Origin of the sequence: Streptomyces sp. NPDC048442, assembly GCF_040651475.1 — a bacterium.
In the GTDB taxonomy this organism is placed as follows: domain Bacteria; phylum Actinomycetota; class Actinomycetes; order Streptomycetales; family Streptomycetaceae; genus Streptomyces.
Genome location: NZ_JBEZKB010000007.1, coordinates 20,399 through 46,467, shown reverse-complemented (window position 1 = coordinate 46,467; position 26,069 = coordinate 20,399). Strand labels below are relative to the sequence as shown.

Below are 26,069 nucleotides of genomic sequence, written 5' to 3'. Positions count from 1 at the left end.
CAACGGCTAGTTTGGGGGTGCGGCAAGACGGAGGGGTACGGGCAAGGTGGAGCGCAGGACAATCGGGGCGACGGCACTCGAAGTGGGCGCGATCGGGCTCGGCTGTATGCCGATGAGCTGGGCGTACACCGGGTCCCGGCAGCTCGGCGAGGAGTCGGTGCGCGCGCTGCACATGGCGCTCGACCGGGGGACGAATCTGCTCGACACCGCTGACATGTACGGGCCGTTCACCAATGAGCTGCTGCTCGGGCGGGTGCTGAAGGAGCGGCGGTCGGAGGCCTTCGTCTCCACGAAGTGCGGGCTCCTGGTGGGTGATCAGCACATCGTGGCGAACGGAAGGCCCGGCTATGTGCGCCGCGCGTGCGACGCCTCTTTGAGGCGGTTGCAGACCGATGTGATCGACCTGTACCAACTGCACCGGGCCGACCCGGAGATACCGGTCGAGGAGACGTGGGGCGCGATGGCCGATCTCGTACGGGCCGGAAAGGTACGGGCGTTGGGGCTGTGCGCGGTGGGGGCGCGGGCCTCACGGCGGTCCGGTACGGGGGTGGGGCGGCCGGTGCTCGGCGGGCTGCACGAAGGAACGGTCCGTCAGCTGGAGCGGGTGCAGCAGGTGTTCCCGGTGAGCGCGGTGCAGGCCGAGCTCTCGGTGTGGTCGCCGGAGGCGCTGGAGGGGCTGCTGCCGTGGTGCGAGGCGCGGGGCGTGGGGTTCCTGGCGGCGATGCCGCTGGGCAACGGGTTCCTGACGGGGACCCTGACGCCCGGCGAGGGCTTCGAGCCGGACGACGTACGGGCCAGGCACCCGAGGTTCACGGCGGAGATGATGGCGGCGAACCAGCCGGTGGTGGCGGGACTGCGGCGGGTCGCGCGGCGGCACGGCCCCGAGGTCACTCCGGCGCAGGTCGCGCTGGCGTGGGTGCTGTCCCGGGGGCGGAGCGTGGTCCCGGTGCCGGGGGCGAAGCGGGCCCGGTGGGTGGCGGAGAACGCGGCGGCTGCGGACCTGCGGCTGACCGCGGCCGACCTGGCGGAGATCGGCGGGCTGCCTGCGGCGCAGGGCTCCTGGGACTGACGGCGCTCTTTCGGCCCAGGTCCGGGAACTCCGGGGGCCCGAGCGGTGTATTAACGGTACGAGCCACTCGATCGAAGGGATCCTCACCGTGCGACGTCCTGCTGTGACAGCCGTGTTGACCGCTGCGGCGCTCCTGCTCGTGGCGGGGTGCTCGGAGGGCGGGCCCGCGGGCAAGCTGCCCTCGGAGAAGGGGAGTTCGGCCCCGTCGGGCAGACCGGCCGGGAGCGCGGCCCCGTCGGGCACGCCCGGTACGAAGGCCGCGCCCGCGAAGGGGTCGGCGACGGTGACGGGGACCCTCGCCAAGGGCCTCAAGTCCCCCTGGGGGCTGGCCGCGCTGCCGGACGGCGACCTGCTGGTCTCCTCCCGGGACGAGGGGACTCTCACCCGGGTCGACGCGGAGACCGGGAAGGCGACCGCGGTGGGGAAGGTGGCGGGGGCGGCCCCCGCGGGCGAGGGCGGCCTGATGGGGCTGGCGCTGTCCCCCTCGTACGCCACCGACCACCAGGTCTACGCGTACTTCACGACCGAGTCCGACAACCGCATCGCCCGCATGCTGTACGACGACAAGCGTCCGGCCGGGCAGCAACTGGGCGCGGCGGACACGGTGTTCAAGGGCATCCCGAAGGGCGTCGTGCACAACGGCGGGCGGATCGCCTTCGGCCCGGACAAGATGCTCTACGCGGGCACGGGCGAGACCGGAGAGCGGGGTCTCGCCCAGGACCCGAAGTCCCTCGCGGGCAAGATCCTGCGGATGACGCCGGACGGCGAGCCGGTGCACGGCAATCCGGAGGCGGACTCGGTGGTGTACTCGCTGGGCCACCGCAATGTGCAGGGCCTGGCCTGGGACAAGGACCGGCGGCTGTGGGCGGCGGAGTTCGGCCAGGACACCTGGGACGAGCTGAACCTCGTCGAGCCGGGGAAGAACTACGGCTGGCCCGAGGTGGAGGGGAAGGCGAACCGGGCCGGGTTCGTCGACCCGGTCGCCCAGTGGAAGACCTCCGAGGCCTCCCCCAGCGGGATCGCCGTCGCCGAGGGGTCGGTGTGGATGGCGGGGCTGAAGGGCGAGCGGCTGTGGCGGATCCCGCTGGACGGGGCGAATCCGGTGGCGCCGCCGCAGGCGTTCTTCGCGGAGAAGTACGGGAGACTGCGGACCGTACTCGCCCTGGGCGGAGACGAGTTGCTGGTGGTCACCAGCGAGACGGACTCCCGGGGCACGCCGGAGCCGGGCGACGACCGGATCCTGAAGGTGAAGGTGACGTAGCCCGCAGCGTCCGCCCGCAGTGTCGGCCCGCAGTGTCGGCCCGCAGTGTCCGGGGGCGCTACCCCACGGCCTCCTCGCGGAAGAGGTCCAGGCGGTGGGCCACGGCGGCGGCTTCGCCCCGGCCGGTCACCTCCAGCTTGGCGAGGATGTTGGAGACGTGGACGCTCGCCGTCTTGGGCGAGATGAAGAGCGTCTCGGCGATCTGCCGGTTGCTGCGGCCGTCCGCGACCAGGCGCAGGACGTCGTGCTCGCGCGGGGTGAGGTGGAATTCCTGGCCCTCCGACGGGGCCGGGGCCGGGGCGAGCCGGGTCCGCCGGGCGAGTTCGGCCACCTGGCCGGCCAGCGGGCGGGCACCGAGCCGGTCGGCGACGGCACCTGCCAGCCGGAGGAGCTCGGCGGCGCGTTCCCGGTCGGCGGCGCGGTGGGCGGCGTCCGAAAGGGTGGTGGTGGCGAGGAGGGCTGCCGCCTGGCGCAGCCGGACCCGGGCCAGGTCGTAGGGGCGCTCCAGGGGCTCGAAGGCGGTGACGGCGGCGGCCCAGTCGGCCGGGGTGTCCCGGCCTTCGGCACGCAGGAGTTCCGCCCGTACCCAGCACTCGTACGCACTCCAGAGCGGCACTCCGGTCGCCAGGTGCTCCGTATGGTGACGGATCAGGCCGAGGGCCTCGGTGCGGCCTGCGTCGGCGGCCGGCAGTCCACGGGCGTCGGCCTCCATGACGGCGGCGTCCAGGAGCAGCGGCCAGACGTAGCGGTGGATGCCGAGCCGGAAGCCGCCGGACCCGGCGCGTTCCAGTTCGGCGCGGGCGTCCGGGACGCGGCCCTCGTGGGCGGCGATGGCGAGGGCCAGCCGCTGGATCGGCAGTTGGTGCTGGGGCATCCGGTCGTGCGGACCGTAGCGCTGCGCCCCGGTCCGCAACTGCTCGGCCGCCTCGGCGAGTTCGCCTCGGGCGAGGGCCAGTGAGGACTGCCAGAGGGCTGCGGCGGCGCGCGGTTTGACGGTGGGAGACAGGGCCCGCTCGGTCAGCAGGGAGTTCGCGGCGACCTCGTCCCAGCGGCCGAGCGAGAAGAAGGACTCGGACTGGTTGCCGCGCACCCAGTGCTCGGCGTCCTGCAGGCCGTGCGCCCGCGCGTAGGCGATCCCCTCCTCGCACAGCTCGACGGATTCGCGGGAGCGGCCGACGGACTCCAGGAGGGAGGGCAGGTTGGTGTGGCAGCGGTTCACCACGGTGATCATGTTCTCGGCGAGGGCGCGCTCGCGCACCTCGTACATCTCGGCGAGGCCCTTCTCGACCTCCCCTGCGTCGACCATCAGACCGCCGAGGGTGACCCGGGCGTTGAGTTCGGTGTCCTGGGCGCCGACCATCTGGGCGTACTCGACGGCCCGTTCGGCGGTGGCGATGGCCTCGGGTCCCGGCTCGTTCAGCATGGCCCAGCCCGCGACCAGCGACAGGATGTCGGCGTGCACGGCGGACGGCGGCAGGCCGCGCAGCAGTTCCTGGGCGGTGGCCAGCTCCTCCCAGCCGTCGCCGCGGGCAAGGCCCATCACAGCCTTGGAGCGCTGGACCCAGAACCAGGCGGCGCGCAGCGCGTCGGACTGCGAGTACGAGCCGGGCCCGGTGTCCTCGTCGAGGATCCGCAGCGCGCGCTTGGCGAGCTTCAGGCCGCGTTCGCGTTCGCCGCCGAGGCGGGCCGCGACGGTGGCCTCGGCCATCACGTCGAGGTAGCGCAGCGGGGTGGTGGCCGGGTCGCAGCCGCAGGGCGGGTAGACCTCGGCGAAGTCGATGGGCCGCAGGGTGGCCCGTACCGCCGCGGGTGCGTCGTCCCAGAGCTCCAGCGCCCGCTCCAGGAGCTTCAGCTGCTCGGAGCGCGCGTGCCGCTTGCGGGCCTCGACGGCCGCGCCCAGTACGGCGGGCAGGGCCTTCGCCGCGTCGTGGGCCGCGTACCAGTAGCTGGCGAGGCGGGCGGCCCGCTGCTCGGTGCAGACGAGCGTGGGGTCGGCCTCCAGGACCTCGGCGTACCGGCGGTTGAGCCGGGAGCGCTCGCCGGGCAGCAGGTCGTCGCTGACCGCCTCGCGGACCAGGGAGTGCCGGAACCGGTAGCCGTCGTCTCCTGGTGCGGCCAGCAGCAGGTTCGCGCCGACGGCGGCCCGCAGCGCCTCGATCAGGTCGTCCTCGGTGAGCCTGGCGACGGCGAGCAGCAGCCGGTACTCGACGGTGGAGCCGCCCTCGGCGACGATCCGCACCACCTTCTGGGCGTCGTCGGGGAGCGCTTCGACGCGTACGAGAAGGAGGTCGCGGAGGGAGTCGGTGAGGGAGGTCCGGCAGCCGCTGCCCATCGAGACGGCGAGCTCCTCGACGAAGAAGGCATTGCCGTCGGAGCGGCCGAACACCTCGTCGGCGAGGACAGGAGCGGGCTCGGAGCCGAGGATTCCGGCGAGTTGGCGGTGCACTTCGTCGCGGTTGAAGCGGGGCAGCTCGATGCGCTGCACGGTGCGCAGCCGGTCGAGTTCGGCGAGCAGCGGGCGCAGCGGGTGGCGGCGGTGGATGTCGTCGGCGCGGTAGGTGCCGAGGACGACGAGCCGGCCGCTGCGCAGGGTGCGCAGGAGGTAGGAGAGCAGGTGCCGGGTGGAGGCGTCGGCCCAGTGCAGGTCTTCGAGTACGAGGATCACGGTGCGCGTCGCGGCGATGCGCTCCAGGAGGCGGACGGTGAGCTCGAAGAGGCGGGCGGTGGCGTCCTCGCTGCCGCTGCGGCCCGGCGTCGTGGGCAGGCCGTACGGGGCGTAAGGGGTTTCGCTCAACTCGGGTAGCAGGCGGGCGAGTTCCTCCTCCTGGCCGGCGGCCGCGGCGGCCAGCTCGCCGGGGAGGAGACGGTGCAGGGTGCGCAGGGCGGCGGAGAAGGGGGCGAACGGCAGGCCGTCGGCACCGATCTCGACGCAGCCACCGACGGCGACGACGGGGGCTTCGGCCGGGGCCTGAGCGGAGGATGCCGCTTCGGCCAGGAACTCCTCGACGAGCCTGGTCTTGCCGACCCCGGCCTCGCCGCCGAGCAGCAACGCCTGCGGCTCGCCCGCGGTGGCGCGGGCGAGCGCATCGGTGAGGGTGCTCAGTTCGCTGCTGCGGCCGACGAACACGGGACTGACGGACCTGGTCTCCACGTCGCCGAGCATCGCACAGCCATTCGGGGCGGCGTCACCCGCTGTCCGCATAGCGGGCGGCCCGTCAGGCGGCGCGGGTGAAGTGGCCGCGGAGCGAACGGGCCGCTCCGACCTGCTTCTTGTCCCCGCGCCGGCCGCCGGCGCTCTTGGCGGCCTTGCTGGCCTGGCGTGCCAGGCGGGCCTGCGCGGCCTCCTGGACGAGCTCGGCGTGACGGCTCTGCTGGATCTCGTACTCGAACATCTTGTGCTCCCCAGTGGGTTGTTGTGGCGTCTTGCGATGCCTCAACTCTCGCTTCCCAGGGGGTGCCGGCACATCGGGAGTGTGCCGCATGTTCGGGGCCGGCGGGGGGCCTTAGACGGGGGTACGGGGGCCTTAGGCCGCCCCGCCGCCAGGGGTGGTGCCTAGGAAACCGGGGCCGCCGGGGCCGCCGGCATGGCCGCGAACAGGTCGAAGTACATTCCGGCCGAGACGAGCAGGCCCAGGATCGCCAGGACCACACCGCCCCACGCGACCGCGCGCATCCAGACCGGGCGCGGTGCGGCGGCCGTGAGCGCGGAGGACGCGGACGAGGACGAGGACCGCAGGGCCAGCAGGACGCCGGCCCCGACCAGCAGCGCCAGCAGCGCGAACCCGCCGTTGACCAGGGCCGTCATGTGCCAGCCGTTGCCGTAGAGGCCTTCGATCTGGGTGGCGGAGTCACTGGTCTTGGAAAGGGTGAGCTGGCCGACCAGAGTCTCGCGCTCGGAGAGGACCCGGCTGGTCCAGGTGCCGGTGAGCGCGGAGAGGGCGAGTCCGGCGGAGACGATCGCTCCGGCGCCCGCCGCGGCGGAGACGGGCCGGGCCGGCTCCTCGTCGAGGTCGAGGAAGTCGTCGTCATCGTCATCTGCGTCCGCCACGGCGGCGGCCGTCTCCTCGCCGGAGGAGTCGGAAGCCCCGGCCACGTCCTCCGTGGCCTTAGCCTCCTTGGCCTCCTTGGCCTCCTTGACGTCCTCAACAGCCTTCGTGGCCTTGACGTCCTTCGTTTCGTTCTTGCCTTCCGCCTCGGCGGAGGCCTCGGCAGCGGCGTCGTTCTTGGCCTCGGTGCGGGGGGTGGAGTTCATGCGCCGCACGCTAGGCGTCGTATCTGAGAGACCTCTTAACGCGTCTCCCGCCCCTCCCGGCCCGCACGCCACTCCGGCGCCAGTACCGACCAGACCTCCTCGTCGTGCCGCTTTCCCCGGTAGAGGTACAGCTCCCGCAGTACGCCGTCCTTCTGCATGCCCAGCCGCTTGGCGACGTTGATGCTGGCGGTGTTCTCCGAGGCGGCGACCCACTCGACGCGGTGGATGCCGCGCTCGTCCACCGCCCAGTCGATCAGCACGGCGCACGCCTTGGTGATCAGCCCGCGACCGGCTGCCGACGGCTCCAGCCAGCAGCCGATCTCACAGGTGCCCGCCTTGGCGTCGAAGAGCCGGAACATGACCCCGCCGACGAGCGTCCCGTCCAGCCAGATCCCGAAGATCTGGCCGGCGTCGGCGGCGCTCTTCTCCGCGTAGTTCTGGAGGAAGCCGCGCGCGGAGGCGAGGTCCTTGTTGATGTCGGGCATCCCGATGTACTGGCCGATGAAGTCCCGGCCCCGGTCGATGTGGGCCAGGAACTCCTCGGCCCGCCACGGTTCCAGCGGCCGCAGTACCGCCGTGCCGTTCTCGTTCAGGTTGATGCCGAACATCCCGCTCCCCGCTCCTCGATCCCGATTGCGCGCCGTTCCCACGGCACGCAATCGGGATCTTCGCACGTACGGAAGGACGCCCGTCGGCCGGAGGCTCCCGTCAGCCGGAGACGCTCGCCCGCCCGTTCTCGATGTGCCCCATCAGCCGCCGCCGGAAGGCAGGCTCGCCCTCGACGGTGACCGCCAGGTCGTACCAGCCGTGCGCGTCGTCCGCGGAATGGACGATGCTGCGGCTGCGTCCCGGCCGGACGGTGACCCGGCGGGGCCGCCGCACGTCGAGGTCGTCCTCGTCGGCGTACGCGAGCGGCTGCACGGTGAAGGTGACGGGCTTGCGGCCCCGGTTGGTCAGGGTCAGATGCAGGTCCCGGTCGCGGGCCTCGATGCGGCTGGACACCTCCGCCGTACCGGCGGCTGTACCGGCGAACTCCCGGCGGAAGCCGTTCGGCCCGGTGACGGTGAAGCGGTACGCGTCCCCGGCCAGCGGCACGGACCAGTCCGTCCGGCCCCGTACGTCCAGGTGCTGCGGTACGGCGAACTCACCGGCGTACGGATACAGCGCGAAGTGCGCGCTCGCCCGGCCCGAGTTGCTGACCGCCAGCCGCAGGGAGCCGCCGCCCGGGGCGATCCGGCCGTGCACGTCCGGCTGGTACGGCAGGGCCCTCGCCCGCCGCACCCCGTGCTCCTGCTTCGGCATGTGCTGCTCCTGCGGCGGCACGGGACGCCAGCGCCCGGTGAACGGCGGGATCTCGCCCGGCCGGTCCACCGCGGGCTGCCGGTGCGTCCGCTTGAAGTCGAACGCGGAGGTCAGGTCGCCGGTGACCTGCCTGCGCCACGGGGTGATGTTGGGCTCGCGGATGCCCGTCCACTGCTCCAGGAAGCGGATCACCGAGGTGTGGTCGAAGGTCTCGGAGCAGACGTAGCCGCCCACGGTCCACGGCGAGACGATCAGCATCGGGACGCGGATACCGAGGCCGGTCGGCCGTCCCTTCCAGCGCTCGTCGGTGTTGTCGGTCGGCGGCACCGGCGGCGGCACGTGGTCGAAGAAGCCGTCGTTCTCGTCGTAGTTGATGAGCACGGCGGTGTGCCGCCACACGTCGGGGTGCGAGCCGAGGGCGTCGAGCACCTGGTAGACGAGCGAGGCGCTGGCGACCGGGGACGAGGCGCCGGGGTGCTCGGAGTCGATGGCCGAGGGGACCAGGTAGGAGACCTCGGGCAGCTTTCCGGCAGCGACATCGGCGCGGAAGTTCTTGGCCAGGCTGCCGGTCTCGCCGCGGCGCAGACCCCGCTCGAAGAGCGAACGCTCGCTCTTGTTCAGGGTCGCCACGCCCTCCTCCAGGAGGCCGAGCAGGCGCGTGCGCTCGGCGGCGTCCTTGGTGTCCCGTACGGCCGCGTAGAAGGACTCCATGAAGGTGTGCCCGCCGGTCTTGGCGAGCGCCTTGCGCGCGATCTGCTTGAAGCTGGTGAAGAACTCGATGTTGTTGTCGGTGAAGTTCTCCCACTCGGTGTACGTCTGCCAGCTGCGGCCCGCCTTCTCCAGCCGCTCGGCGTACGTCGGCCACGGGTAGCCGGGGTGGGTGCCCTCCCCGTACGCGGCATTGGTGACGGCCCGGCTGCCGTCGGCCTCGTACCCCGTCCAGCCGCTCCACAGGTGGTTGCGGTTGGGGCTCGTCGACGTGTGGATGGACGAGTGGTAGGCGTCGCAGATGGTGAAGGTGTCGGCGAGCTCGTAGTGCAGGGGCAGGTCGCGGCGGTCGTAGTACGCCATGGTGGCGCCGGTCTTGGCGGTCACCCACCCGTTCATCCAGCCCTGGTTCCAGGCCTTCGAGCCGCCGTCCCACGAGTGGTCGAGGTCGCCGATGTACTGGAGATCCTTCTTCTGCGCCGCCGCCGCGCCCCGCACCGGGAACGGCAGCACGCTCTTCAGCGGCCCCGGCTGCTCGAACACCGGCTTCCCGCCGGGCAGTTCGATGGCGTTGCGGTCCCCGAAGCCGCGCACGCCGCGCAGGGTGCCGAAGTAGTGGTCGAAGGATCTGTTCTCCTGCATCAGCACGACGACGTGCTTTATCGCACGCAGCCCGCCGGACGCGGGACGCTCCGCGGCGATGGCGGCCTGCAGCGAGGGCGGCAGCATCGAGCCCGCGGCAGCGGCACCGAGCGCTCCGCCGCCGATCGCGAACAGCCGGCGCCGGGTGAGGTCAGTGGCCATGAGGGGGTCCTCCCGAATCAGTGGTGATGCCGGGAAAGTACTGGGACCGGATGGACTGGAGAAGTCCCTGGACAAGATCACCGGTGAACGTCCAAGCAGCCGCTTCGCGAGTCCAAGCGGCGGCCGTACGAGCCCGCCCCGAGCAGCCCCCGTATGCCCTCGCTAGAACCTCACCCGTGCCAGCACCGGCACATGATCGCTGCCCGTCGCCGCCAGCTTCTCGAACCGGACGACCTCGCCGCCCCGCACCATCACGTGGTCCAGCCGCGCCACCGGGAACCGCTGCGGCCAGCTGAAGCCGAACCTGCCGCCCGTGTCGTTCACTTCGGAGACCACCGGATCCAGCCCCCGGTCGTCCGCCGTCGCGTTGAGGTCGCCCAGCAGGATCACCCGGTCGGTCCGCTCCGCCTTCAGCGCGGCCCCGAGCCGGACGGCCGCCTCGTTGCGCCATCCCGTCTTCAGACCCTGCGGCCAGGTCGCCCGTACCGAGGGGAGGTGGGCGACATGCACCGCGACGTGCCCCTTCGGCGTGAGCGCCGTCGCCCGCATCCCACGCTTCCAGGGCTCCTTGATCCCCTCCGGCTTGAGGTCCACCTCGGTGACGTCCCGCAGGGGATACACCGACCAGAGCCCCACGGTTCCCACCACCGCGTGATGCGGGTATTCCGCCCCGAGCACGCCCGAGATCTTCACCGCGGCACCCGCCGTGACCTCCTCCAGCGCGATGAGCTTCGGGCCGGCCGCCGCCAGCGCCCGTACCGCGCCCGCCGGATCGGGATTGTCGTCGGCGATGTTGTGCTGCACCACGCTGAAGTCGTACGAGGCGCCGCCCCCGCCGCCGACGACCGCCCCGCCGACCAGCCCGCCGTACGCCCCGACCGGCACCACCAGCGCCACCAGGGCGAGCGCCGAACGGCGCCGCCGCGCGAGCATCAGCAGCGGCAGGATCAGCAGCCCCAGCCAGGGCAGGAAGGTTTCCGCGAGGCTGCCGACGCCGCGCGCGTCCGGCACGTACCCGTGGAAGACCGGCAGCAGCCCCAGCAGTACCGCCGCCAGGCCGACGAGCCGGCCCCGCCGCCAGGTGTTGCGCCCCTTCTCGTCCTCCCCCCAGTGCCGACCGTCGGGCCAGGCGCCGCGCGCCGGGGTTTCTCGCTGGTCGTTCTCGTACGTACTGGTCATCTTGGTGAGGACGCCGCAGCGAAGCCGATGGTTCACCACGGGGTACGCCGAGGGGCCCCGGTCGCAGGATCTCGACCGGGGCCCCTCCACTCGTACGACCCGACCGGGTGTCAGCCCTCGACGCCCAGCTTCTCCAGGCCGTGCTTGATCATTCGCTCACGGCAAGCCGTTCGAGAATCAGTTCGCGCACGCGTGCCGCGTCCGCCTGGCCCCGGGTGGTCTTCATGACCGCGCCGACGAGAGCACCCGCCGCAGCGACCTTGCCGCCGCGGATCTTGTCCGCGATGGCCGCGTTGGCGGCGATGGCCTCGTCGACCGCCGCACCCAGTGCGCCGTCGTCCGAGACGACCTTCAGGCCGCGCTTCTCGACGACCTCGTCCGGACCGCCCTCACCTGCGAGAACGCCCTCGATGACCTGGCGGGCCAGTTTGTCGTTCAGGTCGCCGGCAGCGACTAGAGCGGTGAGGCGGGCGACCTGCTCGGGCGTGATCGGCAGTTCGTCGATCGCCCGGCCGGTCTCGTTGGCGTTGCGCGCCAGCTCGCCCATCCACCACTTGCGGGCGGACGCGGAGTCCGCGCCGGCCTCGATGGTGGCGACGATCGGGTCGACCGCACCGGCGTTGAGCATCGACTGCATGTCGTGCTCATTGACCCCCCACTCCTCGCGGAGCCGGTTGCGGCGCACGCGCGGCATCTCGGGGAGAGCGGCGCGCAGCTCCTCGACCCACTCGCGGGCCGGGGCGACCGGCACCAGGTCCGGCTCGGGGAAGTAGCGGTAGTCCTCGGCGTTGTCCTTGATACGACCGGACGTCGTCGAGCCGTCTTCCTCGTGGAAGTGCCGGGTCTCCTGGAGGATCGTGCCGCCGCCGTTGAGGACGGCGGCGTGGCGCTGGATCTCGAAGCGCGCCGCACGCTCCACGGAACGCAGCGAGTTGACGTTCTTCGTCTCGCTCCGGGTGCCGAACTCCTCGCGCCCGTGCGGGCGCAGCGAGAGGTTCACGTCGCAGCGCATCTGGCCCTTGTCCATGCGGGCCTCGGAGACGCCGAGCGCCTTGATGACCTCGCGCAGCTCGGCCACGTACGCCTTGGCGACCTCGGGAGCGCGCGCGCCCGCACCCTCGATCGGCTTGGTGACGATCTCGATGAGCGGGATGCCCGCGCGGTTGTAGTCCAGGAGCGAGTGCGAGGCGCCGTGGATACGGCCCGTCGCGCCACCGACGTGCGTGGACTTGCCGGTGTCCTCCTCCATGTGGGCGCGCTCGATCTGCACCCGGAAGATCTCGCCGTCCTCCAGCTGTACGTCGAGGTAGCCGTTGAAGGCGATCGGCTCGTCGTACTGGGAGGTCTGGAAGTTCTTCGGCATGTCCGGATAGAAGTAGTTCTTCCGGGCGAAGCGGCACCACTCGGCGATGTCGCAGTTCAGCGCCAGGCCGATCTTGATGGCCGACTCCACGCCGATCTCGTTGACGACCGGCAGTGCGCCGGGCAGCCCGAGACAGGTGGGGCAGGTCTGGGTGTTCGCGTCCTGGCCGAGCTCCGTGGAGCAACCGCAGAACATCTTGGTCTTGGTGCCGAGCTCGACGTGGACCTCAAGACCCATGACGGGGTCGTACGTCGCGAGGGCGTCCTCGTACGACACGAGGTCGGTGGTGACAGTCACGGTGAAACTTTCCCTCTCAGCCCAGCAGGACGTCGTCGTCGCCGAGCTTCTTCAGCTCGCGGTAGAGCAGAGCGAGGCCGGTGACGATGGCGGCGGCGGAGACAACGGCGTCGACGAGACGGAGCGTGTCATTGTCCTTGCGGGCCATCCGGGCCTGCTTGGCGACGCTGATCGCGCCGAAGGCGGTGGAGCCGATCGACAGGTACGTACCGGCCTTGGAATTCTTGAATCCCTTGGCCTTGATGGGCATGGGGCTCATAGCGACGGTGCCTCCTCAAGCAGCGGGTGCCCCCACTTTTCCACGAAGGCGGCCTCAACGGCGGCGCCCACCTTGTAAAGGCGGTCGTCCTTCAGGGCGGGGGCGATGATCTGGAGCCCGACCGGCATGCCGTCCTCCGGCGCGAGGCCGCAGGGCAGCGACATGGCGGCGTTGCCCGCCATGTTCGTCGGGATGGTGCACAGGTCGGCGAGGTACATCGCCATCGGGTCGTCGGCACGCTCGCCGATCGGGAAGGCGGTGGTCGGCGTCGTCGGCGAGACGATGACGTCGACCTGCTCGAAGGCCTTCTCGAAGTCCTGGGTGATGAGCGTACGGACCTTCTGGGCGCTGCCGTAGTAGGCGTCGTAGTAGCCGCTCGACAGTGCGTACGTGCCGAGGATGATGCGGCGCTTGACCTCGTCGCCGAACCCGGCCTCGCGGGTGAGGGCGGTGACGTCCTCGGCGGAGCGGGTGCCGTCGTCGCCGACGCGCAGGCCGTAGCGCATGGCGTCGAAGCGGGCCAGGTTGGAGGAGCACTCCGAGGGGGCGATCAGGTAGTACGCGGAGAGCGCCAGGTCGAAGGACGGGCAGTCCAGCTCGACGATCTCGGCGCCGAGCTTCGTCAGCAGCTCGACGGACTCATCGAAGCGCTGGAGGACACCGGCCTGGTAGCCGTCGCCGCGGAACTGCTTGACGACGCCGACGCGCATGCCCTCGACGCTGCCGTTGCGGGCGGCCTCGACGACCGGCGGGACCGGGGCGTCGATGGACGTCGAGTCGAGCGGGTCGTGCCCGGCGATGACCTCGTGCAGGAGCGCGGCGTCCAGGACCGTACGGGCGCAGGGCCCGCCCTGGTCCAGGGAGGACGAGAACGCCACCATGCCGTAACGGGACACCGCCCCGTACGTCGGCTTGACGCCGACGGTGCCGGTGACGGCGGCGGGCTGGCGGACGGAGCCGCCGGTGTCCGTGCCGATGGCGAGCGGGGCCTCGTACGCGGCGAGGGCCGCGGAGGAGCCGCCGCCCGAACCGCCGGGGACCTTGGTGAGGTCCCACGGGTTGCCGGTCGGCCCGTACGCACTGTTCTCGGTCGAGGACCCCATGGCGAACTCGTCCATGTTGGTCTTGCCGAGGATGACGATGTCAGCGGCCTTGAGGCGCTTCGTCAGCGTCGCGTCGTACGGCGGGATCCAGCCCTCCAGGATCTTCGAGCCGACGGTGGTGGGGATCCCCTCCGTCGTGAAGATGTCCTTGAGCGCGAGCGGAACGCCGGCCAGCGGGCCCAGCTTCTCGCCGGCCTCGCGCTTGGCGTCGACGGCACGGGCCTGCGCGAGCGCGCCGTCCCTGTCCACGTGCAGGAAGGCGTGGACCTTTTCGTCCACGGCCTCGATCCGGGCCAGGTGGGCCTCGGTGACCTCGACGGCCGTGAGCTCGCCTGAGGCGATCTTCTCGGCGGTCGCGGCCGCGGTGAGCTTGATGATGTCGATCGTCATGCTGTTTTAGTCCTCCCCCAGGATCTGCGGCACCTTGAAACGCTGCTGCTCCTGGGCCGGGGCGCCGGAAAGCGCCTGCTCGGGGGTGAGCGACGGGCGTACCTCGTCCGCGCGCATGACGTTCGTCAGCGGCAGCGGGTGGGAGGTCGGCGGTACGTCTTGGTCGGCGACCTCGGAGACGCGGGCGACCGCGCCGATGATGTCGTCGAGCTGACCGGCGAAGTGCTCAAGCTCTTCGGGCTTCAGCTCCAGACGCGCCAGCCGTGCGAGGTGTGCGACCTCCTCGCGCGTGATGCCAGGCATGCAGCGATCCTCAGGGGTTGGTGTGCGGTGTGGTTATTGCCCCCAATCCTATGGGTCCCACTCCCCTGCCCGCGAAACACTTCCCCACCACCCCCAGCTGGGGGCCGCGGAGCCGCCCGCCACCCGCTCCCCCAGCCCCCTTGGGCAGCGGGGCCGCCCGTTACCACCGCCGCCTTGGGCAGCGGGGCCGCCCCCCGGGGGCGGAACGGGTGGGCAAGGGGGCGGCCCCACGCGGAGCGCAACCCCTCCGCGACCGCACTCGCCCTACTCCCCGGCCTCCACCGCTCCCGCTCCCGCCCCCGCCGACTCCCTCGCCGCCGCAGCCGCCGCCGCTGCCAACTCCGCCGGGCGCTGCCACCCCCGCGACCCCCGCGCCAGCAGCCACGCCGTGGCCTCCTCCGGCGGCATCGCCGCCGCCACCAGCCACCCCTGCACCGCGTCGCACCCCAGGTCCCGCAGCCGCTCCCACGTCTCGTCGTCCTCGACGCCCTCCGCGACGACGAGAAGTCCCAGCGAGTGCGCCAGATCGACGGTGCACCGGACGATCGAGGCGTCCTCCGTGTCCACGGCCAGCCGTGCCACGAACGACCTGTCGATCTTCAGCTCGCTCACCGGCAGCCGCCGCAGATGCACCAGCGACGAGTAGCCCGTCCCGAAGTCGTCGAGCGACATCTTCACTCCGTGCCCGGTCAGCCCGGCGAGAGTGTCCGCGGCACGCTGTGGGTCCTCCAGGAGCACATGCTCGGTTATCTCCAGCTGCAACGACCCGGCCGGTACTCCGTGCCTGGCCAGCCGTGCCGCGACCGCCCCCGCGAAGCCGGGCGTGTGCACGTCGCGCGGCGAGACGTTCACCGCGACCGGCACGAACAGCCCCTGCGCCCGCCACCGCGCGACCTGCGCGAGCGCGGTCTCCAGTACGTACTCCGTCAGGTGCGGCATCAGCCCCGACGACTCGGCGATCGCGATGAACTCGTCCGGAGGGACCCGTCCGCGCTCCGGGTGCACCCACCGCACCAGTGCCTCAAGTCCGGCGACCTGCCCGTCGAACTGCACCTTGGGCTGGTAGTGGAGCTCGACGTCCCCCGCGTCCAGCGCCCGCCGCAGGTCTCCCAACAGGCCCAGCCGGTCGGGGGTGTTGGAGTCCCGCTTGGACTCGTAGACCTCCACCCCGCTGCGGTCCCGCTTCGCCTGGTACATCGCCACGTCCGCCCGCCGCAGCAGCCCCTCCGCGTCCAGCGCGTGGTCGGGGAAGACGGCGACGCCCGCACTGGCCTCAAGGACCAGGGAGAGACCGTCCAGGTCGAGCGGGGAGCCCAGCTCGGCGACCAGGTGGCGGGCGATGCGCTGGGCGCTCGTCGCGGACTCGGTGCGCGGCAGCAGTACAGCGAACTCGTCGCCGCCGAGCCGTGCGGCCTCCGCCCCCTTGGGGAGCGCCTTGCGCAGCCGGTCGGCTATCTGGAGCAGCAGCCGGTCTCCGGCGAGGTGTCCGAGGGTGTCGTTCACGGACCGGAAGCGGTCCATGTCGATGAGGACGAGCGCGGCGCGGGAGCCCTGGCTCTCGGCCTCTTCCAGCGCGGGCCTGGCGCGCTCCAGCAGCCACTGCCGGTTGGGCAGCCCGGTCAGCGGGTCGCGCAGCTGCTCCTCGGCGCGCGCCCTGGCTATCCAGAGCGTGGAGTCCAGCGCGATCAGCGGTACGGCGAACAGCGGCAGCAGCACCGGCAGCACGACCGCGACGACACAGATGAGGGGGGCGATGCCGAGTAACGCACCGGCCACAAGTCCCTGCCGTACCAGAGCCGTTCGGGCCACGGACGGCAGCCCGCCGTGCTGCGGGGCCTGCGCGCACCACAGCAGCAGCCGGGTGACAACGAGGTACGTGCCTGCCGCGAGCACCACTTCGGGCAGCACGCCCCAGTCCCAGCCGAGCGGCTGCCAGGGCGTCTCGACCGTCGGTACGTCGCCGAAGACGCCCAGGGTGAAGGCGGCGGCGGCGATGCCGAGGATGTCGGCGGAGCCGTGCAGCACGCCCTGCCGCCAGCGGCGCCTGCGCGCAGTTCCGACCAGCACGACAACGGCCAGGCTGACCAGCCCGGCCGGGACCCATCCGTACAGCAGCAGGACGGCGAGGGTGAGCGCCGCCCCGGAACCGGTGCCACCCCACCACCGGTCCCGGCCGAGCGCGACCAGGTGGCCGACAATGACCCCTGTCAGGACGGCGAGGGACCATCCGGTGGTGCCGCCGGGAAACACCGCGCGATGCAGACTGAGGTCCTGGACGAGGCCCGTGCCGAGAACGACGGCGGCCAGCCCCGTGAGCACCGCGGGAAGCACCGGCCCCAGGAGGTGCGCCCAGCCTCCCCGGCCGGACTCTCCTGGCTGCCCCTGGGGCGCGCCCTGTCTTGCCGCGAGCGGCGGCTGCTGCAACCGGTACGGGTCGTACGACTGGTGTGCCTGGTACGGCTGATGCGGGTCGTACGGCTGATGCGGCGGGTGCGGGGCACTCTGCCGCGGCCGGGGGCCGGCTGCCCGGCGGCCGAACAGCCCGGCCAGTCCGGCGGCCAGAGCCGACCGACTGCTCAGCCGCGAGGCCGGATCGGCACTCTCGGTCGGTTTCATTCCCGTCCCTCTCACAGCCGGCGGTGCCCGTGTCACGCGAGATGGCCCCGTTGTCATGCCCTCACGGCTCGTCCCGCCTCCCCGGTCTCCTCAGGAGCGGTCTCCTCAGGAGCAGATTCCTCCGGAGCCCGCTTCTCCTGAAGCAGACTCCTCCGGAACGGGGAGCGGTTCCACAGCCGTGCACGACAGGCGCACATCCCAACAGTAGGCCGCAGCAGGCTCTCCCGGGCAGCGGTCGACCGCTGTTGCCCGAATGCGACCCGACCACCCGGCAACGTCTGCTATGCGCCGAACGGGTGGTCCTGTGGGGCCTGTTCTTCCCGTTACTCCACCACCGGAACCGCAGCTTCACGTGCGGCTTCCGGTCCTTCCGCGAGCAGTACGCCGAAGCCCTCCTCGTTGAGCACCGGCACCTTCAGCTGCATCGCCTTGTCGTACTTCGACCCCGGGCTGTCGCCGACCACCACGAAGGACGTCTTCTTCGAAACGGAACCGGTCACTTTCGCTCCGAGATTCTGGAGGGACTCTTTTGCGCCATCCCGGGTGTACTTCTCCAGCGTCCCGGTGACAACGACGGTCAGGCCCTCCAGCGGGCGCGGGCCCCGGTCCTCGTCGGCACCCTCCTCCTCCATGCGGACGCCGGCCTTGCGCCACTTGGCAAGGATCTCCTGGTGCCAGTCCACGGAGAACCACTCCCTGAGCGAAGCGGCGATGGTCCCACCAACACCGTCAACCCCCGACAACTCTTCCTCGGAGGCGTCCTGGATGCGCTGGAGCGAACGGAACTCGCGGGCCAGCGCCTCCGCCGCCACCGGGCCCACGTGCCGGATGGACAGCCCGGTGATCACCCGCGCGAGCGGCATCGACTTGGCCTTCTCCAGCTCGTCCAGGAGCTTGCGGGTGTTCTCCTTGAGGCTGTCCAACTCCTTGGGCCGCATCTCCCTCGGCGGGACGGGCTCGCCCTTCTTCGGCTGCTTCTGCTTCTCTTGCGCGTAGAAGTACGGGGCGAGCACGCGGTCCCCTTCCGCGGCGCCCTTGCGTGTGTCCGTACGCCACATGCGAACGCCCTTGAGGTCCTCGGCCTTGAGGTCGAACAAGTCGGCCTCGCTGGTCAGCGCCCGAGGCCCCTCGTCGGGCTGGGTGAGCGCCCGCACCGACTCCTCCCCCAGCGCCTCGATGTCCAGGCACTTGCGCCCCGCCAGATAGAAGAGCCGCTCCCTCAACTGCGCAGGGCAAGAACGGGCGTTGGGGCAGCGCAGGTCGATGTCGCCCTCCTTCATGGGGCGCAGCGCCGTCCCGCACTCGGGGCATTCGGCGGGCATCACGAACTCGCGCTCGGTGCCGTCCCGCAGGTCCACGACCGGGCCGAGGATCTCCGGAATGACGTCGCCCGCCTTGCGCAGGACGACGGTGTCGCCGATGAGGACGCCCTTCTTCTTCACCACTTCCTGGTTGTGAAGGGTCGCGAACTCGACCTCGGAACCGGCCACCGTCACCGGCTCGACCTGTGCGTACGGGGTGACGCGGCCGGTCCGCCCGACGCCGACCCGAATGTTGATCAGCTTGGAGTTGACCTCTTCCGGAGCGAACTTCCAGGCGATCGCCCAGCGCGGCGCCCGCGAGGTCGAGCCGAGGCGGCCCTGGAGCGGGATCTCGTCGAGCTTGATCACGACGCCGTCGATCTCGTGCTCCACGACGGAGTGCCGGTTCTTGCCGATGTACGCGATGAACTCCCGTACGCCGTCGAGGGAATCGACCACCCGGTTCTGCCCGGCGGTGGGCAGGCCCCACTCCTTCAGCAGTTCGTACGCGTGCGACAGGCGGTCGATGTCGAAGCCCTCGCGGGCGCCGATGCCGTGCACCACCATGCGCAGCGGGCGGCTCGCGGTGACCCGGGGGTCCTTCTGGCGCAGCGAACCCGCGGCCGCGTTGCGAGGGTTGGCGAACGGCTTGTCGCCCGACTCCACGAGCCGGGCGTTGAGCTCGCCGAAGGCCTCCATCGGGAAGTAGACCTCGCCCCGGATCTCCACCAGGTCCGGGATGCGGTCGCCCGACAGGCGCTGCGGGATCTGGGAGATCGTCCGCACGTTGGGCGTGATGTCCTCGCCGGTGCGCCCGTCGCCACGGGTCGCGGCCCGGGTCAGCCGCCCCTTCTCGTACGTGAGGTTGACGGCGAGCCCGTCGACCTTGAGCTCGCACAGCAGGTGGTACTCGATGCCGGTCAGCTCGCCCGCGACGCGCTCCGCCCAGGCCGCCAGCTCCTCGTCGTCGAAGGCGTTGTCGAGGGAGAGCATCCGCTCGCGGTGCTGGACGGCCGTGAACTCCGTCTCGTACGCCCCGGCGACCTTCTGGGTCGGCGAGTCGGGCGTGCGCAGCTCGGAGTACTCCTCCTCCAGCGCCTGAAGGGAGCGGAGCTGCTTGTCGAACTCGGCGTCGCTGACGACCGGTTGGTCGTTCACGTAGTACCGGAAGCGGTGCTCTTCGATCTGCTCAGCGAGCCGCGCGTGCTTCTCCCGTGCTTCTGCGGGTACCGCTGCGTGCTGTCCGCCAGCCACCGTCGTTTCCTCCCGTTCACCTGTCGGGGCCCTGCGCCCCGAGCAGATTCCTACTCCGCCGTCACTCAGGGTTGTCCGCGAGCGACCGTGCTGCCCGGCTGCTGTGGGCGAGCGCCGCACGGGCGTACGCCGGGGAGGCCCCGGCCAGCCCGCACGTCGGAGTGATCACCACGGACTCGTACAGAAGTCCGGGATTCAGCCCCAGCCTGCGCCACAACTGCCTGACACCCATGACGCTACCGCCCGGGTCTGACAATGGTCCTTCCACGCTCGGCACGACGCCCGCGAAGAGTTTCGTGCCGCCTTCGACCGCTTCGCCGATCGCGTCGTCGTCACGCTCGGTGAGCAGGGTGAAGTCGAAGGAGATCCCGGCCACCCCCGTCCTGCGCAGCAGCGCGAACGGCACGTCGGGCGCGCAGGAGTGCACGACGGACGGCCCGTCGTGCACGCCGAGCACGTCCCGCAGCGCGCCCTCCACGACCTGCCGGTCCGGGGCCCGGTAGGTGCGGTACCCGCTGGCGCTCCGCACGTGCCCGCGCAGTACGGCGATCAGCGAGGGCTCGTCGAGCTGGAGCACCACCTGCCCGCCGGGGATCCGCCGCCGTACCTCCGCGAGGTGTTCGCGCAGCCCTTCGGCGAGCGAGGAGGCCAGGTCGCGGCAGGCGCCGGGGTCGCCGAGCGAGGCCTCGCCGCCGCGCAGTTCCAGTGCTGCGGCGAGCGTCCAGGGGCCCACCGCCTGTACCTTGACCGGCCCTTCGTACCCCTGGGTGAACTCCTCCAGGGCGTCGAGGTCCTCGCCGAGCCAGGAGCGGGCCCGCCGGGTGTCGCGGCCGGGCCGGTCGCTGAACCGCCAGCCGCTGGGCTCCAGGTGGACGTACATCTCGGCGAGCATTCCGGCGGTGCGGCCGATCATGTCGGCGCCGGGACCGCGCGCGGGCAGCTCCGCGAGGTACGGGAAGTCCTCGAAGCTGCCGGTGACGGCCCTGGCGGTCTCCCGGGCGTCGCCGCCGGGCATGGAGCCGACGCCGGTGGCGGGCCCCCACCACTTCTTCGCAGTGTTCTCGGTGTTCTCGGTGTTCTCGGTGTTCTCGGTCATCGTCCGGGCCGCACCGTCAGGTCGTTGACCTCGGCGTCGCGGGGCAGGTCGAGGGCCATCAGGATGGTCGTGGCGACCGACTCGGGGTCGATGAACTTCGACGGGTCGTACGCCTTGCCCTCCTGCGAGTGCACCCTCTCCTGCATGGGGCTCGCGGTGCGCCCGGGGTACACGGAGGTGACCCGCACCCCGTTCTCGTGCTCCTCGTGGCGCAGCGAGTCGGCGAGGGCCTTCAGACCGTGCTTGCTGGCGGCGTACGCGCTCCACTCGGCGTGCGCGGCGAGTCCGGCGCCGGAGTTCACGAAGACCACATGGCCCTTGTCCAGCCGGAGTTGGGGCAGGAAGAGCCGGGTGAGTTCGGCGGGGGCGATCAGGTTGGCGTTGAGCTGGCTGTGCCAGGCGCGTACGCCCAGTTCGCCGACCTTGCCGAGGTCGACGACGCCCGCGATGTGCAGCAGGGTGTCGACGCGCTCGGGCATCGGCTGGTGGGAGAACGCCCAGGACAGCTTGTCCGGGTTGGACAGGTCGCCGACGAGGGTGTGGGCGCCGGGCAGGCCCGCCGCGAGTTCCTTGGCGCGGCCCGCGTCGCGGGCCATGAGGACGACGTCGTCGCCACGCGCGTGGAGGCGGCGGGCGACGGCGGCGCCGATGCCCGACCCCGCCCCGGTGATCACATGAGTAGCCATGTGCCCCATGCTCGCACCCTTGCGGGGGCTACTGGACCCCGGCGGACTCCTCCAGGTAGGCGAGCGCCGCCACCCCGTCCTCCGCGAAGAACACCAGGTCAGTGAGGGGCACCGGCAGGAAGCCCTCCTCGTCCATGCGCTGGAACTGCTGCTTCAGCCCGTCGTAGAAGCCCTCGGTGTTGAGCAGCACCACCGGCTTGTCGGTCAGCCCGTGCTTCTTCAGCTCCAGGATCTCGGTGGCCTCGTCGAGGGTGCCCGTACCGCCGACCATGATCACGACGGCGTCGGACTTGCCGAGCAGCAGCGCCTTGCGCTCCGCGAGGTCCTTGGCGACGACCATTTCGTCGGCCCGCGGGCGCGCCTTCGCCTGGAGGAAGTCGACGGATACCCCCACGAGCCTGCCGCCGGCCTGCTCGACGCCGTCGGCGACGACCTTCATCAGGCCGACGTCGGAGCCGCCCCAGACCAGGGTGTGACCGCCCTTGCCGAGCAGTTCGGCGAACTCCCGGGCGGGGCGCGTGTAGCGGTCGTCGAGGTCGGCGGCGGAGAGGAAGACACAGATGTTCATGGCGTCCAACCTAACGCCGGGCCCGGCGGCGCAGAACTCCCCGGTGGACCCCGAGAATGTCGCCGAAAAACTCGCCGGATAACTCGCCGAAAAAACTTCCCGCTCCGAGCGATGAGTTCCGTGCACGCCCGCAGTCCAAGTCGGTATGAGCAAAGTGATTTCGCGTGACGGCACCCCCCTGGCGTACGAGCGCACGGGCGAGGGCGAGCCGCTGATCCTGGTGGGCGGTGCCTTCAGCACGGGTACGGCGGAGGGCCCCCTCGCGGGCCTGCTCGCCCCGCGCTTCAGCGTCGTCACGTACGACCGCAGGGGCCGCGGCGACAGTGGCGACACCGCCCCCTATGCGGTGGCCCGCGAGGTGGAGGACCTGGCGGCGCTGGTCGAGGAGGTCGGCGGCAGCGCCTGTCTGTACGGGATGTCGTCGGGCGGCGCCCTGGTGCTGCGTGCTGCTGCGGCCGGGCTGAACGTGCCGCGCGTCGCGGTGTACGAGCCGCCGTTCACGGTCCTGGAGGAGACGCGGGCCGAGAAGGCGGCGTACACGGAACGTCTGAACGCGCTCCTCGGCGAGGGGCACAAGGGCGAGGCGGTGGAGCTGTTCCTGTCCGTCGTCGGGATGCCCACCGAGTTCATCGCCCAGATGAAGCAGGCCCCGGTGTGGCGCTCCTTCGAGGCCCTCGCGCCGACCCTGGCGTACGACGACGCGGTCATGGGCGACGGCACGGTCCCGGCGGACCGGCTGGCCTCGGTGGCGCAGCCGGTCCTGGTGGTGTCCGGCGGGGCCAGCCCCGCGGTGATGCGCGACGCCGCCGTACGCACCTCCGAAGCGGTACCGGACGGCCGCCACCGCACCCTGCCCCGGCAGACCCACGACGTGGACCCTCGGGCGCTGGCGCCGGTGCTGGCGGAGTTCCTCACCACCGCATAGCGGGTGCGCGCTCCCACGGGGGTGGGGCGCGCACCTCTGCGGGCGGTGAGGTCAGACAGCGGCTCCGGTACGCCGCGACGTCGTCGCGATCGTCGCCGAGCCGACCACGCGTGTGCCGTCGTACAGCACGATCGCCTGTCCGGGGGCGACGCCGCGCACCGGCTCCTTGAAGGTGACGCGGAGCTCACCGCCGACGAGTTCCGCGTCGACTTCCGTCTCGCCGCCGTGGGCGCGCAGCTGGGCGGTGTACGTGCCGGGGGCGGCCGGCTCGGTGCCGCACCAGCGGGGGCGGATCGCGGTCAGGGCGGTGACGTCGAGGGCTTCGGCGGGGCCGACCGTCACCGTGTTGTTGACCGGGGAGATGTCCAGGACGTAGCGCGGCTTGCCGTCGGGGGCGGGGTGGCCGATGCGCAGGCCCTTGCGCTGGCCGATGGTGAAGCCGAAGGCGCCGTCGTGGGTGCCGAGCTTGGCGCCCTCCTCGTCGAGGATGTCGCCCTCGGCCTTGCCGCCGAGGCGGGAGGCGAGGAAGCCCTGGGTGTCGCCGTCGGCGATGAAGCAGATGTCGTGGCTGTCGGGCTTCTTCGCGACGGCCAGGTCGCGGCGCTCGGCCTCGGCGCGGATCTCTTCCTTGGTGGTGAGGGTGTCGCCGAGCGGGAACATCGCGTGCGCGAGCTGCTTGTCGTCGAGGACACCGAGGACGTACGACTGGTCCTTGGCCATGTCGGAGGCCCGGTGCAGCTCGCGGCCACCGTCCTCGTTGACGACGACGGTGGCGTAGTGGCCGGTGCACACGGCGTCGAAGCCCAGGGCGAGGGCCTTGTCGAGGAGCGCCGCGAACTTGATCTTCTCGTTGCAGCGCAGGCACGGGTTGGGCGTGCGCCCGGCCTCGTACTCGGCGACGAAGTCCTCGACGACGTCCTCGCGGAAGCGCTCGGCGAGGTCCCACACGTAGAACGGGATGCCGATGACGTCGGCGGCCCGGCGGGCGTCCCGGGAGTCCTCGATGGTGCAACAGCCGCGCGCACCGGTCCGGAAGGACTGCGGGTTGGCGGAGAGCGCGAGGTGGACACCGGTCACGTCGTGCCCGGCCTCGACGGCTCGGGCGGCGGCAACGGCGGAGTCGACCCCGCCGGACATGGCGGCGAGGACGCGGAGGGGGCGCGGGGTATCGGTCATAGCTCGTCCAGGGTAATCGGAACCATCCCGGGACTCCCAAGCGTTAGCCGTACAGGACGGGGACAGGGGGTTCAGCAGGTGAGCGGTGCGGCCAAAAAGAAGCCCAGCAGACGGGGTTTCCTGATCGGTACGGGGCTGGTGGTGACCGGCGCGGCCGTGGTGTGGGGCGACGAGGCGTCCCGGCTGTGGTGGAAGGTGCCGGGCGTCGACAAGCAGCGCACGGACGGGGTGGTGGACCAGAAGGGCGCCCAGTGGGTGGCCGCCTCGGCGGGAAATCTCCGGACGGCGGACCGCCCGGACGACTACACCATCGACCGCATCGTGATCCACACCACGGAGGGCAGCTACGACACGGCGATACGGGTCTTCCGCGACCCGCTGCACGCCGCGTCCGCCCACTACGTGGTGCGGGCGAAGGACGGGCACATCACACAGATGGCCCGCGAGCTGGACGTGGCGTACCACGCGGGCAACCGCCGCTTCAACGAACGCAGCATCGGGATAGAGCACGAGGCGTACGCACATCGGAAAGGCACCCTGACCGACGTGATGTACCGGTCCTCGGCCCGCCTCGCCGCTGGAATCTGCGCCCGCTACCACATCCCGATCGACCGCGACCACATAGTCGGCCACATAGAAGTCCCCGGCACGGACCACACGGACCCGGGCCCGTACTGGAACTGGAACCACTACCTACGCCTGGTGAAGGCCGCCTCAACGACCCACACCTGACGGGAGCATGCCTTTAGGGGCGCGGGGAACTGCGCGACCAGCCACGACGCACCCGCACGAAGACGCGAAGCGCCCAGCCCTCAGCGCAGGTGAACCGGCAACGAATCCACCCCGTAAACAATCGAAAGCTTGCGGAAGTCCAGCTCCTCCGCCCCAACCGCCAACCTCATCCCCGGGAAACGTCGCACAAGCGCCGGATAAGCCGCCCGCAGCTCCATCCGCGCCAGCTCCGCGCCGATGCACCGATGGATCCCGTACCCGAAGGCCAGGTGTCCTGAAGCCTTCCGGTCCGGATCAAAGCCCCCCTTGTCCGGGGTGTACGAGACATCCCGGTTGCCCCCCGCCAGGGAGCACAGCACCAGGTCCCCCTTGGGAATCCGCACACCGGCTATCTCGGTGTCCTCCCGGGCGAACCGCGGGAAGGCCACCTGCACGACGGTGAGGTAGCGCAGCGCCTCCTCCACGAAGGGCGTCGCCGCCGCGTCGTCGTCCTTCAGCCGTGCGAAGGCCTCGGGGTTCTGCAGGAGGAGCAGCGAGCCCAGCGCCAGCATGCTCGCGGTGGTCTCGAAGCCGCCGGTGAGGACGCCGTCGGCGAGACCGGCCAGCTCCTCGTCGCCGACGGTGTCGCCGTGGTCCCGGATGATCATGCCGATGAGGCCGTCGCCCGGGTTCTCCCGCTGCTTCTTCACCACGTCGCGGAAGTACGAGAGCGACTCCGACATCGCGCCGAAGGGAGCCGTCGCACCGCCGAACAGGTCGAAGCGCTCCATCGCCAGCTGCTGGAAGTCGTGGCGGTCCTCGTAGGGCACGCCGAGCAGTTCGCAGATGGTGAGCGAGGGTATCGGCAGCGCGAAGTGCTGCACGAGGTCGACGGGGTCGCCGGCGGCGCCCGCGGCCTCCATCGCGTCGAGCTGCTCCTCGATGAGCACCTCGATGCGCGGGGTGAGCCGCCGCAGCCTGCGCATCGTGAATTCCGGGGTGAGTATCCGGCGCAGGTGGGTGTGGACCGGCGGATCGCTGAAGCCGAGGCCGCCCGGGTTGTGCTCGGCGACCACGCCCGCGTTGCCCGCGATGTTGGTGAAGTCGCTGCTGAAGCCGTCGGTGGAGCCGAGTACGGCCTTCACCTCGTCGTACCCCGTCACGACCCAGGCGTCCATGCCGAAGGGCAGCGGCACCTGGTAGATCGGCGACTGCGCCTGCCTGGCGGCCAGCTTGGCCACCGGGTCGAGACCGTCTCGGCGCATGGGGAGGAGCAGGTTCTCGGGAAGCCGTGATATCAGCGAGGAGCTGATGCCGTGCTTCTGGATCCTGGCAAAGTACATGCGCCCGATCCTCGCGGTGATGCGGGAACGGAGGGTCGCCTTCAACGTGAACTCCATGGGTCGTCGTGCGGCCCAAATGTGCGGCGCGGACTTCTGCGACTTC

21 protein-coding genes are annotated in these 26,069 nt (G+C 71.3%); 4 read left to right on the top strand and 17 right to left on the bottom strand.

Annotated features, from left to right (window positions below; translation table 11 throughout):
- Positions 1-46: 46 nt before the first annotated feature.
- Positions 47-1,069 (top strand): aldo/keto reductase, encoded by a 1,023-nt coding sequence (locus AB0D18_RS12990; protein ID WP_362416037.1) that lies wholly within the window; start codon positions 47-49, stop codon positions 1,067-1,069.
- A 103-nt stretch (positions 1,070-1,172) separates the two neighbouring features.
- Positions 1,173-2,330 (top strand): PQQ-dependent sugar dehydrogenase, encoded by a 1,158-nt coding sequence (locus tag AB0D18_RS12985; RefSeq protein WP_362416696.1) that lies wholly within the window; start codon positions 1,173-1,175, stop codon positions 2,328-2,330.
- A 58-nt stretch (positions 2,331-2,388) separates the two neighbouring features.
- Here AB0D18_RS12985 and AB0D18_RS12980 read toward each other — a convergent pair whose 3' ends face one another.
- From AB0D18_RS12980 to AB0D18_RS12910, 15 genes are all read right to left on the bottom strand, one after another.
- On the bottom strand, positions 2,389-5,493 hold the full coding sequence (locus tag AB0D18_RS12980) for an AAA family ATPase (RefSeq protein ID WP_362416693.1): 3,105 nt from the start codon (positions 5,491-5,493) through the stop codon (positions 2,389-2,391).
- A 52-nt stretch (positions 5,494-5,545) separates the two neighbouring features.
- A complete protein-coding gene (locus AB0D18_RS12975; protein ID WP_362416035.1) occupies positions 5,546-5,722 on the bottom strand; it encodes a hypothetical protein in 177 nt (58 codons plus the stop codon).
- A gap of 161 nt (positions 5,723-5,883) precedes the next feature.
- Positions 5,884-6,582, bottom strand: a complete 699-nt coding sequence (locus AB0D18_RS12970; RefSeq protein WP_362416033.1) for a hypothetical protein — start codon at positions 6,580-6,582, stop codon at positions 5,884-5,886.
- 35 nt (positions 6,583-6,617) lie between these two features.
- The gene (locus tag AB0D18_RS12965; protein WP_362416031.1) at positions 6,618-7,190 is read right to left on the bottom strand and encodes a GNAT family protein; all 573 of its coding nucleotides are present in this window, start codon (positions 7,188-7,190) and stop codon (positions 6,618-6,620) included.
- Positions 7,191-7,290: 100 nt separating this feature from the next.
- Positions 7,291-9,396 (bottom strand): phosphocholine-specific phospholipase C, encoded by a 2,106-nt coding sequence (locus tag AB0D18_RS12960; RefSeq protein ID WP_362416029.1) that lies wholly within the window; start codon positions 9,394-9,396, stop codon positions 7,291-7,293.
- A gap of 162 nt (positions 9,397-9,558) precedes the next feature.
- Positions 9,559-10,575 carry an endonuclease/exonuclease/phosphatase family protein gene (locus AB0D18_RS12955; RefSeq protein ID WP_362416027.1) on the bottom strand — a complete coding sequence of 339 codons (1,017 nt, stop codon included), beginning with the start codon at positions 10,573-10,575 and terminating at the stop codon, positions 9,559-9,561.
- Between the two features lie 148 nt (positions 10,576-10,723).
- On the bottom strand, positions 10,724-12,235 hold the full coding sequence (gene gatB, locus AB0D18_RS12950) for an Asp-tRNA(Asn)/Glu-tRNA(Gln) amidotransferase subunit GatB (RefSeq protein ID WP_362416025.1): 1,512 nt from the start codon (positions 12,233-12,235) through the stop codon (positions 10,724-10,726).
- Between the two features lie 16 nt (positions 12,236-12,251).
- On the bottom strand, positions 12,252-12,494 hold the full coding sequence (locus AB0D18_RS12945) for a hypothetical protein (RefSeq protein WP_362416023.1): 243 nt from the start codon (positions 12,492-12,494) through the stop codon (positions 12,252-12,254).
- Entirely contained in the window at positions 12,491-13,987 is a 1,497-nt protein-coding gene (gene gatA / locus AB0D18_RS12940; RefSeq protein WP_362416021.1) for an Asp-tRNA(Asn)/Glu-tRNA(Gln) amidotransferase subunit GatA, read from the bottom strand. Before gatA ends, AB0D18_RS12945 begins: the two co-directional genes overlap by 4 nt.
- Positions 13,988-13,993: 6 nt before the next feature.
- Positions 13,994-14,290, bottom strand: coding sequence for an Asp-tRNA(Asn)/Glu-tRNA(Gln) amidotransferase subunit GatC (gene gatC / locus AB0D18_RS12935; protein ID WP_007384860.1), 297 nt, complete (start codon positions 14,288-14,290; stop codon positions 13,994-13,996).
- Positions 14,291-14,554: 264 nt separating this feature from the next.
- Positions 14,555-16,906 (bottom strand): EAL domain-containing protein, encoded by a 2,352-nt coding sequence (locus AB0D18_RS12930; RefSeq protein ID WP_362416019.1) that lies wholly within the window; start codon positions 16,904-16,906, stop codon positions 14,555-14,557.
- A 323-nt stretch (positions 16,907-17,229) separates the two neighbouring features.
- Positions 17,230-19,461 carry an NAD-dependent DNA ligase LigA gene (gene ligA / locus AB0D18_RS12925; protein ID WP_362416017.1) on the bottom strand — a complete coding sequence of 744 codons (2,232 nt, stop codon included), beginning with the start codon at positions 19,459-19,461 and terminating at the stop codon, positions 17,230-17,232.
- A 61-nt stretch (positions 19,462-19,522) separates the two neighbouring features.
- The gene (locus AB0D18_RS12920; RefSeq protein ID WP_362416015.1) at positions 19,523-20,557 is read right to left on the bottom strand and encodes a methionine synthase; all 1,035 of its coding nucleotides are present in this window, start codon (positions 20,555-20,557) and stop codon (positions 19,523-19,525) included.
- Positions 20,554-21,252 carry an SDR family oxidoreductase gene (locus AB0D18_RS12915; RefSeq protein ID WP_362416013.1) on the bottom strand — a complete coding sequence of 233 codons (699 nt, stop codon included), beginning with the start codon at positions 21,250-21,252 and terminating at the stop codon, positions 20,554-20,556. The genes AB0D18_RS12920 and AB0D18_RS12915 overlap by 4 nt, the downstream gene beginning before the upstream one ends.
- A gap of 19 nt (positions 21,253-21,271) precedes the next feature.
- A complete protein-coding gene (locus AB0D18_RS12910) occupies positions 21,272-21,811 on the bottom strand; it encodes a TIGR00730 family Rossman fold protein (RefSeq protein ID WP_362416011.1) in 540 nt (179 codons plus the stop codon).
- A gap of 145 nt (positions 21,812-21,956) precedes the next feature.
- Here AB0D18_RS12910 and AB0D18_RS12905 point away from each other — a divergent pair, with 145 nt between their 5' ends.
- Positions 21,957-22,736, top strand: a complete 780-nt coding sequence (locus tag AB0D18_RS12905) for an alpha/beta hydrolase (protein ID WP_362416009.1) — start codon at positions 21,957-21,959, stop codon at positions 22,734-22,736.
- A 51-nt stretch (positions 22,737-22,787) separates the two neighbouring features.
- Here AB0D18_RS12905 and mnmA read toward each other — a convergent pair whose 3' ends face one another.
- Positions 22,788-23,912, bottom strand: coding sequence for a tRNA 2-thiouridine(34) synthase MnmA (gene mnmA / locus AB0D18_RS12900; RefSeq protein ID WP_362416007.1), 1,125 nt, complete (start codon positions 23,910-23,912; stop codon positions 22,788-22,790).
- A 78-nt stretch (positions 23,913-23,990) separates the two neighbouring features.
- Between mnmA and AB0D18_RS12895 the strand changes: the two genes are divergently transcribed.
- Positions 23,991-24,644: an N-acetylmuramoyl-L-alanine amidase gene (locus tag AB0D18_RS12895; RefSeq protein ID WP_362416005.1), complete on the top strand. Its 654-nt coding sequence runs from the start codon at positions 23,991-23,993 to the stop codon at positions 24,642-24,644.
- A gap of 80 nt (positions 24,645-24,724) precedes the next feature.
- Here AB0D18_RS12895 and AB0D18_RS12890 read toward each other — a convergent pair whose 3' ends face one another.
- Positions 24,725-25,966: a cytochrome P450 gene (locus AB0D18_RS12890; protein ID WP_362416003.1), complete on the bottom strand. Its 1,242-nt coding sequence runs from the start codon at positions 25,964-25,966 to the stop codon at positions 24,725-24,727.
- Positions 25,967-26,069: the final 103 nt, after the last annotated feature.

Coding starts and splice junctions, on each gene's coding strand:
- AB0D18_RS12980 (WP_362416693.1), bottom strand. CDS start 5,493: ATGCTCGGCGACGTGGAGACCAGGTCCGTCAGTCCCGTGTTCGTCGGC.
- AB0D18_RS12975 (WP_362416035.1), bottom strand. CDS start 5,722: ATGTTCGAGTACGAGATCCAGCAGAGCCGTCACGCCGAGCTCGTCCAG.
- AB0D18_RS12970 (WP_362416033.1), bottom strand. CDS start 6,582: ATGAACTCCACCCCCCGCACCGAGGCCAAGAACGACGCCGCTGCCGAG.
- AB0D18_RS12965 (WP_362416031.1), bottom strand. CDS start 7,190: ATGTTCGGCATCAACCTGAACGAGAACGGCACGGCGGTACTGCGGCCG.
- AB0D18_RS12960 (WP_362416029.1), bottom strand. CDS start 9,396: ATGGCCACTGACCTCACCCGGCGCCGGCTGTTCGCGATCGGCGGCGGA.
- AB0D18_RS12955 (WP_362416027.1), bottom strand. CDS start 10,575: ATGACCAGTACGTACGAGAACGACCAGCGAGAAACCCCGGCGCGCGGC.
- AB0D18_RS12945 (WP_362416023.1), bottom strand. CDS start 12,494: ATGAGCCCCATGCCCATCAAGGCCAAGGGATTCAAGAATTCCAAGGCC.
- gatA (WP_362416021.1), bottom strand. CDS start 13,987: ATGACGATCGACATCATCAAGCTCACCGCGGCCGCGACCGCCGAGAAG.
- gatC (WP_007384860.1), bottom strand. CDS start 14,290: ATGCCTGGCATCACGCGCGAGGAGGTCGCACACCTCGCACGGCTGGCG.
- AB0D18_RS12930 (WP_362416019.1), bottom strand. CDS start 16,906: ATGAAACCGACCGAGAGTGCCGATCCGGCCTCGCGGCTGAGCAGTCGG.
- AB0D18_RS12920 (WP_362416015.1), bottom strand. CDS start 20,557: ATGACCGAGAACACCGAGAACACCGAGAACACCGAGAACACTGCGAAG.
- AB0D18_RS12915 (WP_362416013.1), bottom strand. CDS start 21,252: ATGGGGCACATGGCTACTCATGTGATCACCGGGGCGGGGTCGGGCATC.
- AB0D18_RS12910 (WP_362416011.1), bottom strand. CDS start 21,811: ATGAACATCTGTGTCTTCCTCTCCGCCGCCGACCTCGACGACCGCTAC.
- AB0D18_RS12905 (WP_362416009.1), top strand. CDS start 21,957: ATGAGCAAAGTGATTTCGCGTGACGGCACCCCCCTGGCGTACGAGCGC.
- mnmA (WP_362416007.1), bottom strand. CDS start 23,912: ATGACCGATACCCCGCGCCCCCTCCGCGTCCTCGCCGCCATGTCCGGC.
- AB0D18_RS12890 (WP_362416003.1), bottom strand. CDS start 25,966: ATGTACTTTGCCAGGATCCAGAAGCACGGCATCAGCTCCTCGCTGATA.